This is a genomic window from Gammaproteobacteria bacterium (assembly GCA_013214945.1).
Classification (GTDB): domain Bacteria; phylum Pseudomonadota; class Gammaproteobacteria; order Enterobacterales; family Psychrobiaceae; genus Psychrobium.
The window spans coordinates 32,145-50,247 of sequence record JABSRT010000025.1; the positions used below are offsets into that span (position 1 = coordinate 32,145).

The following is an 18,103-nucleotide window of genomic DNA, read 5'->3' on the forward strand; positions in this document are numbered from 1 at the left end:
ATAATTTAACCCCATCAAGTTGGGGGAGTAGCTCAAACATGACTGATACAATATTTGAAAACACCGCTAAAAATGACGCGGTGACAGTGGCTGGTGGCAGCCAAACATTAACTGAGAAGATGAATGCCGCGTTAGATGAAAACAATGCGGTGTTAGCTTTTAGTGTCTGTAATGAACACCTTGAGCAACATCCCGAAGATGCCCAAGCCCATCGACACCTTGGTTTGTTACACGCTGCCAGCAATAAACCCGGCTCAGCGATTACTTCAGGTAAGCGTGCCTGTGCTTTAACACCTGATGATCCCCAGGCATGGTCTGATTTAGGCCGAATTTATGCGATAGCAGGGCAAATGGACAACGCCTGCCTATGTTTTAATGAGTCGATAACGATTGATGTTAAATTTGCTGATGGCTGGCATAACCTTGGCACCGCATGCAAGCAAATGGGTAAACGCGACTTAGCATTTAGCGCGCTAAAAAATGCTTTGTTGATTGATGATACCCGCGCTGAAACATATTTGAACCTTGGCACGTTATTAATTCAAGCAAGTCAGTTCGAAGACGCCTTGGAGTGTCTAGAGCGTGCAGTAAAGCAAGATCCTAGTTTGGTTGCTGCTCGTAGCCGTTTAGGTAACCAAATGTCGCAAAATGGCAAAGTAAAACGCGCTGAATCGCTATTTAGGCAATCATTAGGCATGAATCCTGATCATCTTGAAGGTTGGCTAGGTTTAGGCCGTACGCTTGAGGATATGGGAGAAGCCGATGGTGCATTGTCTGCGTATTTAAATGTATTAAACCGACGCCCCGATCATTCCATGGCCTTAGGTCAATATTTGTCGTTATTACCAAAAGACGCTGAGCCTGAATTATTACCGATAGCTAAGCATGCACAGCAGCAACACACGCCAAACTGGATGCAATATGGTGAGTCGACATTACGTGATGAGAAGGTCAAAGATGAAGCCAAAGCCTTGATTGGTTATGGCTTAACTAAATACCATAATAAACGTAAAGATTATCAAGCGGCAGCATCAGCAGGTTTATTAGCGAGCAGTGCACGCCAAGCTACCGCAGGTCGATTAGATCGAGCAGCCTTGGCAGCTCGGGTGGACCAGATGATTAATACCTATACCGCTGAATTCTTTACTAAGCACAAACGTTTAGGTTTAGGCACCGACCAACCAGTATTTATTGTCGGTTTACCGCGCTCTGGCACAACATTAACCGAACAAATATTATCGGCACATCCGCAATTACACGGTGCTGGCGAATTAGCTGATCTTGGCCGACTAGCGGCATTAACATTATCAGAAAATGGTGATGCAGACAGTGCGATGTGGCAAGCAGCATTGCTGTTAGCTGAGCCGACAGCCGAGGGTGCTAAAGATGGCAATATGCAAAGTAGGCTGCTGGCAGGCAAATATCTTGAATCGTTACGCGATGGAACACAAACAGACCATGTAAGAATTAGCGATAAATCACCGTTAAATTTCTTCCAACTTGGTTTTGCAGCGTTACTTTTTCCCAACGCTAAAGTGGTTCATTGTCATCGTAATGGGCGTGATAATGCGCTGTCAATTTGGATGGAAAACTTTAATCCAGATCAACAATGGTCTACTGACTTTAATGATCTAGCTTTTTACAGAAAGCAATACCAGCGAATAATGGCACATTGGCAAGCTGTTTTACCACTGCAAATTTTTGATATGCCTTATGAAAACACCGTGGCCGATTTAGCGGGTCAAGCGTCAGGCTTAATTGAGTTTCTTGGAGTACCTTGGCATGACGAATGTTTAAATTTCCATAAAAATGAGCGAGCGGTACAAACACCGAGTCGTTGGCAGGTACGCCAGCCAATATATACTCGCTCGGTAGAACGCTGGAAAGCATACCAGCCGTATTTACCCGATTTATATTCCGCTTTCAGTGATGATGACGCCAGAGATTAATCATTAATATGAATAACGCTAATAACAGAACATCAATAAATAATCATTTAGCTAATATTATGCAAAAAGAATCTTTTGCCATTTGCTCTCGTGCATTTGCCGCTATTATTGGTGGCTACGTACTGAGCAATTTGCTATCTATTGTATTGTCTTATCTGCTGGCTAGCCCAAACGGTTCAGGTGTAATCACTGGCATGTTAGTGAGTTATTTAATATATGCGGCAATCGTTATGTGGGTTTATTCGGTTGCGTCTTTACGGCAAGTTTGGCGCAGTATCATTTTAGTTAGTGTGGTATGTGCCAGTGTTGTTTACCTATTTATGCCGGAGATAACATAGTGAGTGCTGCAAAGGGAAATTTTCGCCAATCAATGTTGTGGCTGCATACTTGGGCCGGTTTAGTGGTTGCTACTGTGTTGTATTTTATGTTTATTACGGGCTCCGTTGGCTATTTTAATGATGAAATAACCTATTGGATGCAACCGGAAATACCACAAGCCGCAGAAATTGACCAACAACAGTTGCTCAATGTTGCAGAGCAGCGGTTAAACAAAGTCGCGCCTGATTCGTTACAGTGGTGGGTCGACTTTCCCATCGGCCGGTTCTCGGCGTTAGCTATTTACTGGACTGAAAAGTCTAAAGATAAAGACGGTAAAATGGTCGACAAATGGCACGACGAAGTGCTCAATTTAGATACTGGTGAACCATTAATCGTTAGGAAGACGGGGGGCGGTCGCACTTTGTACCGAATGCATTACGCCTTACATTATATGCCCACTGTATTAGCTTATTGGTTAACGAGTTTATGCAGCATGTTCATGCTGGTTGGTTTAATTACTGGTATTGTTATTCATAAACAAATTTTTAAAGATTTTTTTACCTTTCGCCCTGGGAAAAAACAGCATTCATGGCGTGATATGCATAATGTATTAAGTGTCTTGCCACTGCCTTTTCATTTAATGATTACTTATAGTGGTTTACTCTTTTTAATGTATACCACTATGCCAGGGTTAATAGGCGCCTCTTATGGGGTTGGTGAAGTCAATAAAGACCGTTTTTACGAGGCTGTCTATTCACAAGGTGAAGCGCATAAGGATTTTGCTGGCGTTGCTGCTGAAAATATTAGCCTTAGCAGTATACTGCCTGACGTAGATAAGCAGATAGGGCAGAACAATATTGCCTACATTGGTATTGAAAATCGTGGTGATATCAATGCTCATATTGAGGTTTCCCAGTACGGCTATGACGGCCTGTCAGATGGCAAAAGCTTCACTTACAACGCCGTAACGGCTGAATTAGAACATAGCAGCCAGGGCAGTGAGTCATCTAGTGCAGCAATGACGTTTCGTGACACGATGACCATTTTGCATGAAGGTAAATTTTCTGGCTATCTGTTACGTTGGTTATATTTTATTTCGGGCTTAATGGGCGCAGGGATGATCGCTTCGGGCATGATTTTGTGGGCCAGCAAACGACGTGAGCGGGCGCAAAAAAAAGGATTAGCGAGCAAAGGCCTTATTTTTGTTGAGCGTATTAACATTGGCACGCTTGTTGGTTTACCTATCGGCATTGCGGTTTATTTTTGGCTTAACCGACTATTACCTGCAAGCTTTGAAGGACGAGAACATTGGGAAATAAACGGCTTGTTTATTAGTTGGGCGGTTATGTTAGCTTATCCTTATTTTCTTGCTGGCAAACGTTCCACTACGCAAATGTGGGTTGATCAACTTGCTGTTGCCACCATGCTTTTTGGCTTGTTGCCTATGCTTAATTTTCTAACAACAGAGGTACATTTGGCTAATAGCTTGGTTAATGGGAATTGGGTCTTGGCCGGTTTTGATTTTACGATGTTGCTTTTTTCTGGGTGTTTTGGCCTCGCAGCTTATCGAATGCATGGTAAGCAAGAAGTAACGCCAATAATTGCTACTGTATCTGCTCAAAACATTCACATGAATAACGTAACGCGTACGACAAATGAGGCAAGGTTATGATCGCCATTGCTGTTGGATTGATTCTTTTAGGCTTTTTTTTAATCAGCCTGTCAATGAAACGACATTTTAAACAGCTTTACCCGCAAAAGAAAATGGCTTCTTTACGGCAGTTGTTTATTTTTAGAGTTTGCGGATATGCCGCTTTGTTACTGGCGATGAGTCTATTTATTGCGGTACAAGGTCTAGGTTACGGATTGGTTGTTTATTTGGGGTTATTAACACTAGTGGCCTTGTTGCAGTCGCTGCTTTTAACTTATAAACCACAATGGCTGACATCTATTGGCTTGGTTTGTTTTATCTCTAGTATTTGTTACACCAGTATAATATAAAGGAAAATTTTAACCTTAGCGATGTTACCTATGACCTGTAGGTAACGTTACCTACAGGTAAATTTGTTCTATAGATAACGTTGTCCATGTCGTTCTCAACAGCCAGTTATTGGTCATTCGGTATTATTGCTGTTACAACAGCAAGTCGTTGTAATTCAACCCTCGCAGCATCCATGATGCACAAACTTGCTTTATCAAACATTAACACTTTCAATGTATTACGAAGTTAGCAATATTTTAGGTGATCTGGCCTATTAAATTGGTAGTAGGGTTAATTTTTGTAGTCTTTAACACGTGTATTTTTGAAATTAACGATTTCAGTTGCTGTATTGATTAGAAATTAGCATGCTGCCATCATCTTGTTGATTTATGTTTATTGGTAGTATTTCCGCTAATATTGTTAGTAAATTATCCATTTTTTCAATGTGATATATACCGCCAATGCGTAGGTTAGCGACTGATTGGTTAGCTAAAAATAAAGGTGTTTCTTTCAAATAACGATTAATGAGAGGTATCGCTTCAGCAAGTGACAGATCATCTAAAATTAATTGTCCATTTCGCCATGCAAGCACCTGATTAGTCTCTACATTTTTAACGAGAAGTTGTGGGTTTGATGCGCTGAATTTTGTTTGTAATCCAGGGGTTAGGTTAGTCTCAGCGTATGAGTTCTTAACATTAACCGACCCTTGCGTAACAGAAACAGCGACATTGTCTAGATAGTTCCATACATTGAAACGTGTCCCGGTGACCGTAATTTCTCCTGAGGCAGTAGATACCTTGAAAGGGTGTTCTTTGTTATGTGCGACATCAAAGTAGACTTCGCCCTGATTAAGTGTAATTTGGCGGCGATCTCGGTAATTAGCATAACTCAGTTGTGTATTTACGTTTAGTTCTACAACACTGCCATCAGGTAACGTATGCTGTTGCCTGCTTTGCTCTGCCGTATAGCTATGAAAACTATTAGGTATTAAGTTAGTTTGCCAGCCAACAAAGCCTAAAACCGGAATAACAAACATTGCCATGCAAGCAACTTGCGCGAATGTACTCCAATTTGAGCGTGGATGTTGGTAAACATTTGAGTCATCAACTAGATCATTATTGAACTTGGCTTGGTCGGAAAAAACAGGCAGAAGTTGGGCACTTAAATTCCAAATTTTTAGTGCTTTGTCATATTCATGTGCGTGACGGTTATCACTTTTAATCCAGGCATCAAACTCTGCTTGCTCTTGTTTAGTTAATTCATTGTCGTGTCTTCGCATGCACCAGTCAACTGCTTGATCTGTTACGGTATTATTATCTTTAATATTGGAAGAATTATGATTCATGGCGAAACTCATTTGATTGATATCAACAATCGGCAATATAAAACTAAGAACCAATTTATATTATATAGAGAAAAATAATCTTATATTTTTGGATTATAGCTTAGTCCCATTAGGCGATTCAAGCTCAATAGAGTTAACTGGGCTAACTTCATTATTTAGCTTATAATTTCAGCAGGTTAATGCGCTTTATTGACGGGTTTTTCATAGCATGACATATAATAGTCGTAGCCAGAAGTATTATTACAGAAACTACTGCAACGCTTTAACAGCAATTCTTCATTAAGGGTTTAACTTACCATTTTTAATCTTCAACGTGACTGCTGTGCCGTAATGCCCTATGCGTTAAAACGGCCTGATTCTTTTTAATCCATCACTTAAATGTGCTTATTTTACAACGGCAGCGGTTAGAGATTTTTATTGGGCACTATCTCTCAATACATCAAAGTACTCCTCGCCAAAGATACTCGTTTTTCTAGCCATATTTAGATATTGGTGCCAGCAAAAATCGAAGTTACCAATACATGTACTATAGTTCTTTTAGACCGTGTTCTAAATCTACTACTTTGTTGTCTTCAAAGTAAGGGAGCGTTAATGTTTAAAAAAACCCTGACATGGCTGCATGCTAAAATTAGCGAATTTTCAGCATCGGCCCAGGTTTCTGAACAAGAAAAAATTCGTATTCAGCACTATATTATTTTTATTCTGTTGGGTATTCCGACCATGCTTATTTTTGGTCTGTATAACCTATTCATAGCGAACAATTTTATATTTATTTTCACATTAGTTGCAGCATTTGGTTTGATGATAGGAGGGCTGTTACTTAAACACGTTAAAAATGTAAATTTAGTCTACCGTGTTAATACTTTCATATTTGTTTCTTTAGTTGGTTATATGATCATCATTGGCGGGACCGATGGTTCAAAAGTATTATGGGCTTATGTTGTGCCACTAATTTGTTGCTTTTTATTTGGTAAAAAGGAAGGTGGCATGTGGTCAACACTTGTTTTACTTATTGCCATTGTTGCTTTTAGCCAAACAAACATACTGTCGATAGACGTTTACAATTATTCTTCTAGTTTCAAAGTACGGTTTATTATTACCTACGTTTTTTGCACCATAATTTCTATGTGGCTTGAAAACTCAAGACACTACTTCCTTGAAAAAAGCGAAGCGATAAGTGCTGATTTAAAAGAAGAACACATCAAGCTTAAAGCTGAAATAGAATATAGAAAAGAATTAGAACAAGAGCTGATAATGATCGCCCGGATTGATCCACTAACCGGCATACTCAATCGAGGTGCATTTTTTTCGACCGCAGAGAAACATTGGAACAAACACGTAAGAAGTGCACAGCCATTAAGTCTGGCAATTTTAGATATCGATCACTTTAAAGCGGTTAATGATCAGTTTGGCCATCCGGCTGGCGATGATGTGTTGATTAAACTGACCCAGTGCTGCGCCAATAGTATCCGTAGTTTTGATGTGTTTGGTCGGATAGGCGGAGAAGAATTTGGTTTATTGTTTGCCGAAACAGATTTAAACGAAGCTGAGTTGATTCTTGAACGATTAAGGCTCTCTATTGAAAGTACCCAAATAGAATACCAAGGACAATATATAAGCTGCACCATTAGCATTGGCTTATTTTGCATCATCCCGCCAGGTGAAGTTTTGACTGTTATGTATAAAAATGCCGACTTTGCGTTGTATCAGGCCAAAAATAGTGGCCGAAATAAAATTTGTTCATTTACTCGAATAAATCCTGCTGACCCATCGTGATTTTAAGTTAGCCCCATACTGACTCTAGTTACGCTAATAGGAATGATATTGATTGGTGTCATTGTTTTTGTTTTTCTAATGTTTTAGTATGAGCCCCAATAAAATCTTGTAAAGTCATCCGATGTGTATCAACCGCGCTCCATTTAAGCCGTTAAATAGACCATTGCCTCAGCCTTTAAACATTGGTGAGGCTAGAATTGCTGCTGTGCGGTATTGTCGATTTATGGTGATGATTTGTTTATTGTTGCTGCCATGGCAAAGCACGGCGCAAATGGTTATTAATCTTAGTGATCAACAGGTCACTCAACCATATAAAATCATTTCAGACGGTGGTTCCTTTGAGTTAACCCTACAGCCCGTTGGTACAATTGCACTGAACAAGCTGCATTCTTGGCGCGTAAGTTTAGTGATATTAGATTCAAACAATTTTAGCAATGCAGATATAAGTCACCACAATATTACAGTCACAGGTGGCATGGCAGCTCATGGTCATGGCTTAGCGACCAAGCCAATGATTGGGGAAGTTAGCGTCGGTACGGATCAACAAATTCACTTTTTGATCCAAGGTTTAAAATTTCAAATGTTTGGCCAGTGGACGATTAACATCAACGTCGAAACACTGTCAGACTTTGCACAATTAAACCTTGAACTAAGGCCTTAAACAGTGGGCATTAGCAATACACTTTATCAATATGTCATGCTGATCTTGGTTAGTTTAATTTTGGTCAGTTGTGATAATACCCAGCAGATGTCTTGGTCGGCGCATGAGATAAAGTTGATTAATAGTTTGGTTTTACCCGATCCAAGCAGCTTAGCCGCCAAAACAAGCCTCTACGACCCTGGTAACGCAGTGCGTGATGATCTTAATGCCGCTAAATTAGGTTATCAATTATTTTTTGACCCACGCTTGAGTGGCAATGGCAAAGTTGCTTGTGCCAGTTGTCATCACCCAGCTAAGGCATTTACTGATAATCAGGTGTTGTCACAGGGCATCGGGATAACGGCAATGCATACTCCGTCGATTATTGGCGTGGCAACCAGCGCGTGGTTATTTTGGGACGGTCGGGCCGACAGCCTATGGTCTCAAGCATTAGGCCCGTTAGAAAATCCGGCCGAGCACGGCGCTAATCGTTTGCAATTAGCCCATTTAATTTTTAGCCATTATCACAGCGAGTATCAAGCTATCTTTGGTCAGTTGCCCGGTTGGTTAGGCGATCCTAATGTGCCGAAAGATGCCATGCCATTGATTGATGCTAATAACGCGACGGCATTAGATAAGCAACTCGCAGCGACATGGCATAATTTCCCTTTGCACCAACAACAACAGGTTAACCAAGTATTCGCTAATATTGGTAAAAGCATTGCAGCGTACGAACGGCTATTAATGCCAGCTAAATCTCGCTTTGACCATTTTGCGAGTGAGCTTAATCGCATGCAAACTTCTAACCTTTTAACCGTGCAGGAGCAAGCGGGGTTAAAGTTGTTTATTAGTGACGACAGCAGTCAGTGTTTACGTTGTCATAACGGCCCCATGTTTACCAATCATGACTTTCAGGTGACTGGCATTGTCAATCAAGGGACGAGTAAAAACACTGGGCGGATTGCTGGCATTGAATTAGCGCTGCAAAGTCCGTTTAATTGCCGTGGCATTTACAGTGATACGCCGCACAATTGCCCTGAGTTAACCTTTGCCAAACGCAATTCAGCTGAACTTAAATTTGCGTATAAAGTGCCGACATTGCGTAATGTCGCACAAACAGCACCCTACATGCACAATGGCAGCATCAGTTCGTTAATGGCTGTTTTAACCTATTATAATCAGGCTCAACCGCAATTAGAGCCTGGGATAAGCCCAAGAAACAACCTCGTTCATTATGACTTAGAGCCGTTGCGGTTAATGCCGCATCAATTAAAACAGCTCAAGGCTTTTTTATTAACATTAAGCTCGCCACCTGCCGTCGAAAATAGCTGGTTACAACCGCCAGTTGTTGAAATGAACACCAACAAAAAACCATCAATACAACAATCAATAAAAAAATCTGCTATCCAAGATCGTAAGGCTTTATTATGAAATATATTATTCAGATACTGACGTTATTTTCTATTACGTTAAGTGGCAGTGCCACGGCTCATGTCCGTTGGTTTATCATCGACAGAGAGATCCCGCAGGTTAGTTTTGCGTTAGATCCAATCAACTTACTGACCCTAAGCGGGGCTATTACGCTGCTGCTGGTGAGTCAATATCTCGATGGCCTCAACCGTTGCACTATCGGCACCTGCACGTTTGCTAGCAGAGTTTATCACTTGATTAGTGAACCCATTAAGGTTGCTTTTAACGGCCAATGGCTGGTGTTAATCTTATTATTAAACCTATTATTTATTGCTAATTTAATGATGGGCGATTTTTTTGCGCCGAACTTAATTTTACCACCGTCTTTGATGATGCTTGGGGTTGTCGCACAAGTAGCCGCTATTTTACTGTCATGCATCTCGATTAGCTTAACCGGTGTCGCGTTGATCTTAGTCGGCTTGTCATTACCAATCGTTTTTTCAATGGCAACCGGCTTTGATTATTTATTTGAAATTATTGGTGTTGGTTTGGCGTACCTTTGCATTGCGCCAACCATCAACGCCAATGATCACAAGTTATACCAGCGGTTAGATATTTTTAGCTATATCAATAAAACCCAGCTGCAACACTTAGCTTTTGTGATCGTTAGGCTCGCCTTGGGCGCACAATTAATTACCTTAGCCTTCAATAATAAATTGCTAGAACCTGGCGCCGCCTTATTATTTATTCAAGACTTTCCTTTTTATAACTTTATGTTCGAGCTAGGTTTTGAGCAATATACTCATTTACATTTTGTGTTTGCCGCTGGTGTATTTGAAGCGACGTTAGGCGGTTTATTAATGTTAGGCTGGGCGACAAGATTCATCGCGTTGTGCTTGCTGTCGTTTTTTACTATCACCACGATATTGTCTGGACCAACCGAAATTATCGGTCATTTACCAATATTTGGCATATTAGCTATCTTGATCCTCGCCGGCAGTCAAAGCCAGCTGCGTCAGGCTGAATCATTAACAGATCCGAAAAACCGCCTGGCATTGGGGCCAGCATAAATTTAGTTCACTTGAGTGATACTGGCTTGAATGGACAGTCGACTTTATGGACATTGGTTGGGCGATCAATTGAATAGGTTATTAGCCAAAACAACAAATGTGATGAATTTGTGATAACTAACGAATAAATTTGCGAGATCTGCTTTGTATAGTGTTAAACACACTCACTAATAGGAAGTAACTCGATGAATAAACTAACATATCCCGTACTGCGTAGTTTTAGCTGTGCCACACTGCTTGCGTTTGGCTCGGTGGCACATGCCGCCACCTTAAGCCTAGAGATTACTAATTTAACCCAAGGTATTCATTTCACGCCGTTTATCGTCGCAACCCATCAAACCGACCATCAATTTTTTGAAGCTGGCATGGCAGCATCAACCTCGCTGCAAGCGATGGCTGAAGGCGGCGATATTTCGGGATTAGATACCGACGCCGTAGCGGCAGGGGCGATGGTGGTTAAAAACCCTAACCTCGGGCTATTAATGCCAGGGCAATCCGTAGCCAGTTTTGATATTAGTGCTAATGCCGGTGACAATCTGTCGTTAGCCGCTATGTTGCTGCCGACCAACGATGCGTTTGCCGGGATCGACAGTTGGTCAATTCCAACCCAAGCCGGCACGTATACTTTAATGGTTAATGCCTATGACGCTGGCACCGAAGCGAACAACGAACTTATCACAGCAGACTCTGGCGCGCCGGGAGTATTAGGCATTCCAGCAGATCCCAGTGGCAAATCAGGCACGGGCGGTAGTGGCGTGACAAGCACTGAACAAAATATGGCGGTTCATATTCATCGCGGCAGTTTAGGCGATGACGACGCGGCAGCAGGGCTTAGTGATTTAGACAATACCGTTCATCGCTGGTTAAATCCGGTCTTAAAAGTAACCATTACGGTGCAATAGGAGGCGGTGATGAACAAATTAACAAAAATAGCTGCCGTGGTATTGTGTGGTGCAACGCTGGTGGCTTGCTCCGACAATGAAAGTGACGATGATTATGCTAAGCAAGCTAGTTATCGGTTAACGGTGCACAACCTAACCAATAATCAGCCTTTTTCACCCTTGGCGTTTGCGTTGCATCAAGCGCAATATAACCCATGGCAGGTTGGAATGGCAGCTAGCCTTGGGCTAGAAAAACTGGCTGAAGGTGGAGACACCACAGATTTTCTCAGTGACTCTGCCATTATGGCCGCAAACTCTGGCGATGGCATCGTTGCACCCGGCATGTCACAGTCGGTCGAAATTACGGTTCCATACCATCAAATGCTGATGTATAGCGCGGCAACCATGTTGGTGAATACAAATGATGCTTTTACCGGTCTAAAACAATATGACATCTCTGCTTTAATGCCGGGTGAGTCAATGATAATGCTGGCAACTGTATATGATGCAGGCACTGAGAAAAACACCGAAAGTACTGACACTATGCCAGGACCTGCCGATAATGGTATTGGCTTTGATGCGACGCGAGACGATGTTGGTTTTGTTACCGCGCATCAAGGTGTGGTTACTCAAGATGATGGCTTAACAAGCTCAGTGCTTAATCAGTCACATCGATTTGAATCAAAAGTGGCTAAATTCACCATTGAACGAATTGAATAATCAATTAAGTATGATTAACAAGGAAAACTAATGACCCAACGAGTACTGATTGTTGAAGACGAACATGATCTGATTAATTTATTGGCGATCAATTTTAATCAGGCTGGTTTTGTGACCGAGCAAAGCCAGGATGGTACTCAAGGGCTTGCACTGGCCTTGTCGGGTCAATTTGACTTAATTATTTTAGACATTATGTTGCCAGGCGTTGATGGCATGGAAATTTGTCGTCAAGTTCGGTTAACTGACCAGCAAACACCTATTATGATGTTAACGGCGCGCGACACCGAAACTGACAGGGTAATGGGGCTAGAAATCGGCGCTGACGATTATTTAACTAAACCGTTCGGGGTGCGAGAACTTATGGCGCGGGTGCGCGCGTTATTGAGGCGTTCGAGTATTGAGTTGGTTAAAGAGCAACAGCGTAATTTAAGTGTTGGGTCGGTGACTATTATGCCAGCAAGTCATAAAGTGATGATGGGAGATAAAGCGGTGCCTCTGACCTCAACCGAGTTTGATTTGCTGTATTTTTTAGCCAGCCATCCTGGTCAGGTTTTTAGTCGGGCCCAGTTACTTGATTCTGTGTGGGGTTATAATCACCTAGGGTATGAGCACACCGTTAACTCACACATTAACCGGCTACGGGCCAAATTAGAATCAGACCCTGGGCAACCACAATATGTCCATACCGTGTGGGGTGTGGGTTATAAATTTGAACAACTTATTTAACCTGGCCAAGGAAATATTAATGAACATAACCAGCTCATTAGCGACGCGGATTATTGGGCTATTTATCGCGTTAATGGTAATAATTTTACTGTTGTTTGCGTGGTTTATTAGCCAATCAACCGTTCATAATCAACAGGTGACAACCCAGGCGCTACACCAAGAACTGGCTAAAAACATGATTAAGGAAAATCAATTATTTACCAAGGGCAAGATTGATCCCGTGGTGTTAGATCACGTATTTCATTCAATGATGTTGCTCGGGCCTGCTTTTGAGATATATGTAGTCGATCTTAGCGGCAATATTTTGGCATTTTCGGCCCCAGAAGGTAAAGTAAAACGACGCAAGGTTGATGTGATACCGCTTAAACAATTTATTGATAAACAGTCTATAAACAAGCCGTCTGTTGGCAAACAAGTCATTGGCCAAAAGGTAAGCTGGCCGTTACTTGGTGATGATCCGCGCCATCTTCTGCGCACTAAAATATTTTCAGCAGCGCTAATTTATCAAAACCAAAATCAACTCGGTTATCTCTACGTCATTATTGGCTCTGAGCTGCAAGATAACCTCGATCAAAACCTCTTAGGCAGCAAGATAGCAACCCAAACCGGCGCGATTTTTATCGGCGCGCTACTATTTGCTTTATTGGCCAGTATTATCATTGTGTTAGCGATAACGAAACCATTAAGAGCCCTTAACTCAAAGGTCGTCTCTTATCATAAAAATCAAGGCTGGCGCCAAGGCGCACTGTTAGATCCTAGCCCCAATGTAATGCCCCCAGCGCCGGGTAATGAAGTCGCGCAGCTAAACCATGTCATTAATCAAATGGCCGTTACTATTAACGAGCAATTTGAACAGTTAGCCACCATAGATCTGCAGCGCAAAGAACTATTGTCCTATATTTCTCATGATTTGCGCACGCCACTGGCTTCACTGACCGGTTATTTGGAAACTTGGCAGCAGCAACAAGCCAAACCTGTGGCCCAGCGAGCCAGCGAACAGGACCATTATATTGATATCGCATTGAAAAATGCCAAAACGTTAAGCAGTTTAGTGGAACAGGTTTTTGAATTAGCCCATTTGGAAACGGGCAGTGTTGAGCTTGATCGCGAACCAGTCGCTGTGGCTGAACTAGCACAAGATATTATTGAGTCCTTTAAGCTGCGAGCGCAAACGGCTCAGGTGACACTAACCGTTTCACCACGAGATTCGAGCATTCAGGTTGACGCTGATATCGCAAAACTTGAGCGGGTGTTAGGTAATTTAGTCGCCAACGCTATTCGCCATACACCGCCCGATGGCCAAATAGAGATAACCTTTGAGTCAATTGAGCTGGAGCACCAGCCACGAATATTAATCAGGGTGTCAGACACCGGAGCGGGCATTCCAAAAGACGCATTGCCGCGGGTATTTGAGGCGCATTTTCGCGCGGCCAACGCCCAAGATGGCACGAGCCAGAATGCCGGCTTAGGATTGGCAATCGTCAAAGAGTTGTTAGCGCTGCATCAAACCAATATCACGGTATCGAGCATTGAACGTCAAGGCACGACCTTTAGCTTTTCATTGCCGCAGTATCTGATTTAGAGTTTGTTGAATTAAGCTGGTTTTGGATTTATATTATTGATACTGAAATGGTTATTATGCAGCGTTATTGTTGTGACGTCGGTGATTAGCGCAGCTTGGTAGCGCATCACGCTGGGGGCGTGAGGGTCAGAGGTTCAAATCTCATTTTTAAAAATAGCTTGCTACAGGCTGTTTCATTCCACCTATTTGTTCAATTTCCGATTTAATCAATGCCACTTGCAGAGCGCTTTGCTGCCAATTGAACTTGGCTTACTTACCGCAATATCAATCTTAGCAATTGTCGATGCTGGCACTATTCTTTAGTCGAGTTAGTGAGATTAATTGGGTATTTATTGGCCGTACTTTTGTTATCAATCTCGCTGTAAACAATATTTGTTAATGCCCGTGTAGCCTTGCCCTTGAGCATGGTGCACCTCGATTAAATGAGTCATTGGCTTTAATCCCGACGACGCTTGTTACATTTTGTAACATTGTGGTAAAAATTCTGACACGCTTTAGTAGTTCACTAATACATCAATAAATCCAAACTACATAAAAATAAGGATAGTCGATGTTAGTTAATCAGCGTAAAGAAGGCGCCGAACAGCCATACTGGCCGGCCGGACCATTCAAAATTAGATTGCCATTTATTCACTACCGCTGGGAAATTCCCGAAATGATTCAGGGATTTTTCATGTTTGTGGTCGGGTTGGCGATGATCCCACTGCTCGAAACTTATCTGGGCATGCCTTACGAAGCGGCACTTGCTTTCACCTTTATTGCCGGTGTTGGTTATATATTACCTTCGTTATTGGGGGTGCCGCTGGTGCCTGGCTGGATAACGCCTGCTATCCCGGTCGTGTTACTTTATCTTAAAGGTTTTGAACCCGGGCCCGAAGCGATTAAAGCGTTGTTTGCATTGCAAATTGAAGTGTCACTGATTTTCTTATTTTTAGGGGTGACTCGATTAGGCTCTAAATTGGTCGATTTCATTCCTAATTCACTAAAATCTGGCGTTATTATTGGTGCTGGCATGGCTGCATTGATGGGAGAGTTAAAATTTGGTGGCCGGATTGATGCCACCCCAATTTCATTAATTGTTGGCTCGATTATCTCTGCTTATGTGCTGTTTTCGTTGTCCTTTAAGAATGTGGTTGCCCAAAATAGCTTAGCCAAGAAAATTGCCAACTTTGGCATGGTCCCAGGCATGATCATTGCGATGGTCATCGGCTGGGTCGTCGGTGAATATCCATTACCAGATGTTAAGTGGGGCATCACCGAACCTGATTTTTCATTAATGTGGCAGTATTTGGTCTTTAGTGTCGGCTTTCCTGATTGGGACGTATTTTTACTGGCTATTCCAACGGCGCTGATTGCTTATGTGATCGCCTTTGGTGACATTATTGTTGGTTTCACTTTGGTCAAACGGGTCGACCATATTCGGACCGATGAAGCCATTGAAGAGAATGTCGATCGTGTTCATTTAGTGACCGCTATCCGTAATGCAATTCATGCATTCTTTGCTCCTTGGCCTGGACTTGCTGGGCCGTTATGGACCGCTGCTCACGCGACTGTTGCCGAACGTTATGCAATGGGGCGCACGTCAATGGACTCTATTTATAGCGGCGGTGGAACATTCTGGATTAGTGGGCTATTGGCTTTATTTGCCTTGCCATTAGTGACGATATTTAAACCGGTATTGCCGATAGCGTTGTCTTTAACGCTTATTTTAACCGCTTACATTTGTATCATGGTGGGCATGGAGCAGCTCAAAAATTCAACTGAGCGTGGCGTCGCCGGCATTGTGGCGGTGACCTTGGCAATGCCAGATCCTAAATCAACGGTTTACGCGGTCGTTATTGGCTTAGTGCTGTATTTCTTCATTGAACGCCCAACATTACTGGGTAAGCACAATGCTCAAGAAGATGTCATTTTTGACGATGAAGCCGCGAGCAAGCTGGCAACTGCTGACTCAGACAAAGCATAAGCGCACCGGAGATTACCAATGACTAAACATAATATATTTGATCAATATCTAGAACCTAATCCGGCTAACTATGTCGCGTTAAATCCCATTTCATTTTTAGAGCGGTCGGCATTTGTTTACCCCGATAAAATCGCCACCATTAATGGGGATATTCGCCGTAGTTGGAAGCAGGTATATCAGCGATGTTGCCGTTTTGCTAGTGCGCTGCAACAACGTGGTATTAGCAAAGGAGATACGGTTTCAATTATTGCGCCCAATATTAGTGAGCACTTTGAAGCACATTTTGCAGTGCCGATGTGCGGCGCCGTATTAAATTCGATTAATACTCGGCTTGATGCCCAAGCCATTGCATTTATTTTAGTGCATGCCGAAACCAAGGTGCTGATAACCGATCGTGAATTTAGCCCGGTGGTAAATAAGGCGTTGCGGATGCTCGAACATAAACCGCTGGTGATCGACATTGATGATCCCAATTTTAACGAGGGAGATTTTATTGGCGCCTTAACTTACGATCAATTATTGCTCGAAGGCACTAGTGATTTTAGTCCGGTTAATCCTGAAAATGAGTGGGACGCTATTACGCTTAATTATACCTCTGGCACGACTGGCGATCCAAAAGGGGTGGTTTATCATTACCGCGGCGCTTATTTAAATGCCGTGAGCAATGTGATGTCATGGGGCATGAGTGAGCACCCGGTGTATTTATGGACCTTGCCGATGTTTCATTGCAATGGTTGGTGTTTTCCGTGGTCTATAGCAGCAACCGCCGGTACCAGTGTCAGCCTGCGGCATGTTAAAACCGAATTAATTTATGAGTTAATAAACACCGAAAACGTCGGCTATTTCTGCGGCGCGCCGATTGTACTTAATATGCTCAATGGCGCAACTCAAGCGTTAAAGGACAGTATTAGCCATGAGGTTAAGGTAATGACTGCTGGCGCGCCACCACCGGCATCAGTCATTGAAGGGATGGAGGCGTCAGGGTTTAAAGTAACGCATGTTTACGGCTTAACGGAAACCTATGGTCCGTCGGTTATTTGTGCTTGGCATGACAAATGGAACACTCAAAGTGCCGAGCAGCAGGCCAGGCTAAAGTCACGTCAAGGTGTCCGTTCGCCGATGTTAGAACAGTTAATGGTTGCTGATCCCGAGACTTTAAAGCCAGTACCGCAAGACGGCAACAGCATCGGCGAAATATTCATGCGCGGAAATGTAGTGATGAAAGGATATCTAAAAAACCCTTCCACCACTGACAGTGCGTTTGCTGGTGGCTGGTTACATTCAGGTGACTTAGCGGTATGGCATAGTGACGGTTACATTGAAATTAAAGACCGCTCTAAAGATGTCATTATCTCGGGCGGTGAAAATATCTCGAGTGTTGAAGTCGAAGACATTTTGTATCGTCATCCTAAAATACAGGAGGTTGCGGTCGTGGCTAAAAAAGATGATAAATGGGGGGAAACGCCATGCGCTTTTATTACGTTAATCCCCGGTGAAGATTTGTCCGAACAAGAGGTCTTTGATTTTTGCCGCATTAACATGGCGCGTTTTAAAGCGCCTAAATCCGTGTTTTTTGGTGAGTTACCAAAAACATCGACCGGTAAAATTCAAAAGTTTTTATTACGAGAGCTCGCCAATGATTAAATTTTAGTCCTAATATTGGGACGTTGTTGGCCACAGTTATTATGCAGTTCTCCCTTGCTGTGGCCTTTGGCTGGATTTATCCAGCCTTTTTTGAT

The 18,103-nt window shown here is 42.6% G+C and carries 15 protein-coding genes; 14 read left to right on the forward strand and 1 reads right to left on the reverse strand.

Features of this window, described 5'->3' with window-relative positions; translation table 11 throughout:
* The first annotated feature begins 38 nt into the window (after positions 1-38).
* From HRU23_17035 to HRU23_17050, 4 genes are read left to right on the forward strand one after another with little or no spacing between them, the layout of a single operon-like run.
* Positions 39-1,949, forward strand: coding sequence for a sulfotransferase (locus tag HRU23_17035; protein NRA55845.1), 1,911 nt, complete (start codon positions 39-41; stop codon positions 1,947-1,949).
* A 59-nt stretch (positions 1,950-2,008) separates the two neighbouring features.
* Entirely contained in the window at positions 2,009-2,287 is a 279-nt protein-coding gene (locus HRU23_17040) for a DUF3649 domain-containing protein (GenBank protein NRA55846.1), read from the forward strand.
* Positions 2,287-3,939 (forward strand): PepSY domain-containing protein, encoded by a 1,653-nt coding sequence (locus HRU23_17045; protein ID NRA55847.1) that lies wholly within the window; start codon positions 2,287-2,289, stop codon positions 3,937-3,939. Before HRU23_17040 ends, HRU23_17045 begins: the two co-directional genes overlap by 1 nt.
* Complete coding sequence (locus tag HRU23_17050; protein NRA55848.1) at positions 3,936-4,268, forward strand: DUF3325 domain-containing protein; 333 nt, start codon at positions 3,936-3,938, stop codon at positions 4,266-4,268. The genes HRU23_17045 and HRU23_17050 overlap by 4 nt, the downstream gene beginning before the upstream one ends.
* A gap of 317 nt (positions 4,269-4,585) precedes the next feature.
* Here HRU23_17050 and HRU23_17055 read toward each other — a convergent pair whose 3' ends face one another.
* Positions 4,586-5,593: a FecR domain-containing protein gene (locus HRU23_17055; protein NRA55849.1), complete on the reverse strand. Its 1,008-nt coding sequence runs from the start codon at positions 5,591-5,593 to the stop codon at positions 4,586-4,588.
* A 492-nt stretch (positions 5,594-6,085) separates the two neighbouring features.
* Here HRU23_17055 and HRU23_17060 point away from each other — a divergent pair, with 492 nt between their 5' ends.
* The 10 genes from HRU23_17060 (at position 6,086) to HRU23_17105 (ending at position 18,008) form a co-directional block, all read left to right on the forward strand.
* A complete protein-coding gene (locus tag HRU23_17060) occupies positions 6,086-7,369 on the forward strand; it encodes a GGDEF domain-containing protein (GenBank protein NRA55850.1) in 1,284 nt (427 codons plus the stop codon).
* A 121-nt stretch (positions 7,370-7,490) separates the two neighbouring features.
* Positions 7,491-8,030, forward strand: coding sequence for a hypothetical protein (locus tag HRU23_17065; protein ID NRA55851.1), 540 nt, complete (start codon positions 7,491-7,493; stop codon positions 8,028-8,030).
* Between the two features lie 3 nt (positions 8,031-8,033).
* Positions 8,034-9,440, forward strand: a complete 1,407-nt coding sequence (locus tag HRU23_17070) for a hypothetical protein (protein NRA55852.1) — start codon at positions 8,034-8,036, stop codon at positions 9,438-9,440.
* Complete coding sequence (locus HRU23_17075) at positions 9,437-10,489, forward strand: hypothetical protein (GenBank protein NRA55853.1); 1,053 nt, start codon at positions 9,437-9,439, stop codon at positions 10,487-10,489. Before HRU23_17070 ends, HRU23_17075 begins: the two co-directional genes overlap by 4 nt.
* Positions 10,490-10,674: 185 nt before the next feature.
* A complete protein-coding gene (locus HRU23_17080; protein NRA55854.1) occupies positions 10,675-11,391 on the forward strand; it encodes a hypothetical protein in 717 nt (238 codons plus the stop codon).
* A gap of 9 nt (positions 11,392-11,400) precedes the next feature.
* Positions 11,401-12,090, forward strand: a complete 690-nt coding sequence (locus HRU23_17085) for a hypothetical protein (GenBank protein ID NRA55855.1) — start codon at positions 11,401-11,403, stop codon at positions 12,088-12,090.
* 30 nt (positions 12,091-12,120) lie between these two features.
* On the forward strand, positions 12,121-12,816 hold the full coding sequence (locus tag HRU23_17090; protein NRA55856.1) for a response regulator transcription factor: 696 nt from the start codon (positions 12,121-12,123) through the stop codon (positions 12,814-12,816).
* Positions 12,817-12,835: 19 nt separating this feature from the next.
* A complete protein-coding gene (locus tag HRU23_17095; protein NRA55857.1) occupies positions 12,836-14,398 on the forward strand; it encodes a HAMP domain-containing histidine kinase in 1,563 nt (520 codons plus the stop codon).
* A gap of 550 nt (positions 14,399-14,948) precedes the next feature.
* Positions 14,949-16,364 (forward strand): xanthine/uracil/vitamin C permease, encoded by a 1,416-nt coding sequence (locus HRU23_17100; protein ID NRA55858.1) that lies wholly within the window; start codon positions 14,949-14,951, stop codon positions 16,362-16,364.
* Between the two features lie 18 nt (positions 16,365-16,382).
* Complete coding sequence (locus HRU23_17105) at positions 16,383-18,008, forward strand: acyl-CoA synthetase (protein ID NRA55859.1); 1,626 nt, start codon at positions 16,383-16,385, stop codon at positions 18,006-18,008.
* Positions 18,009-18,103 lie beyond the last annotated feature (95 nt).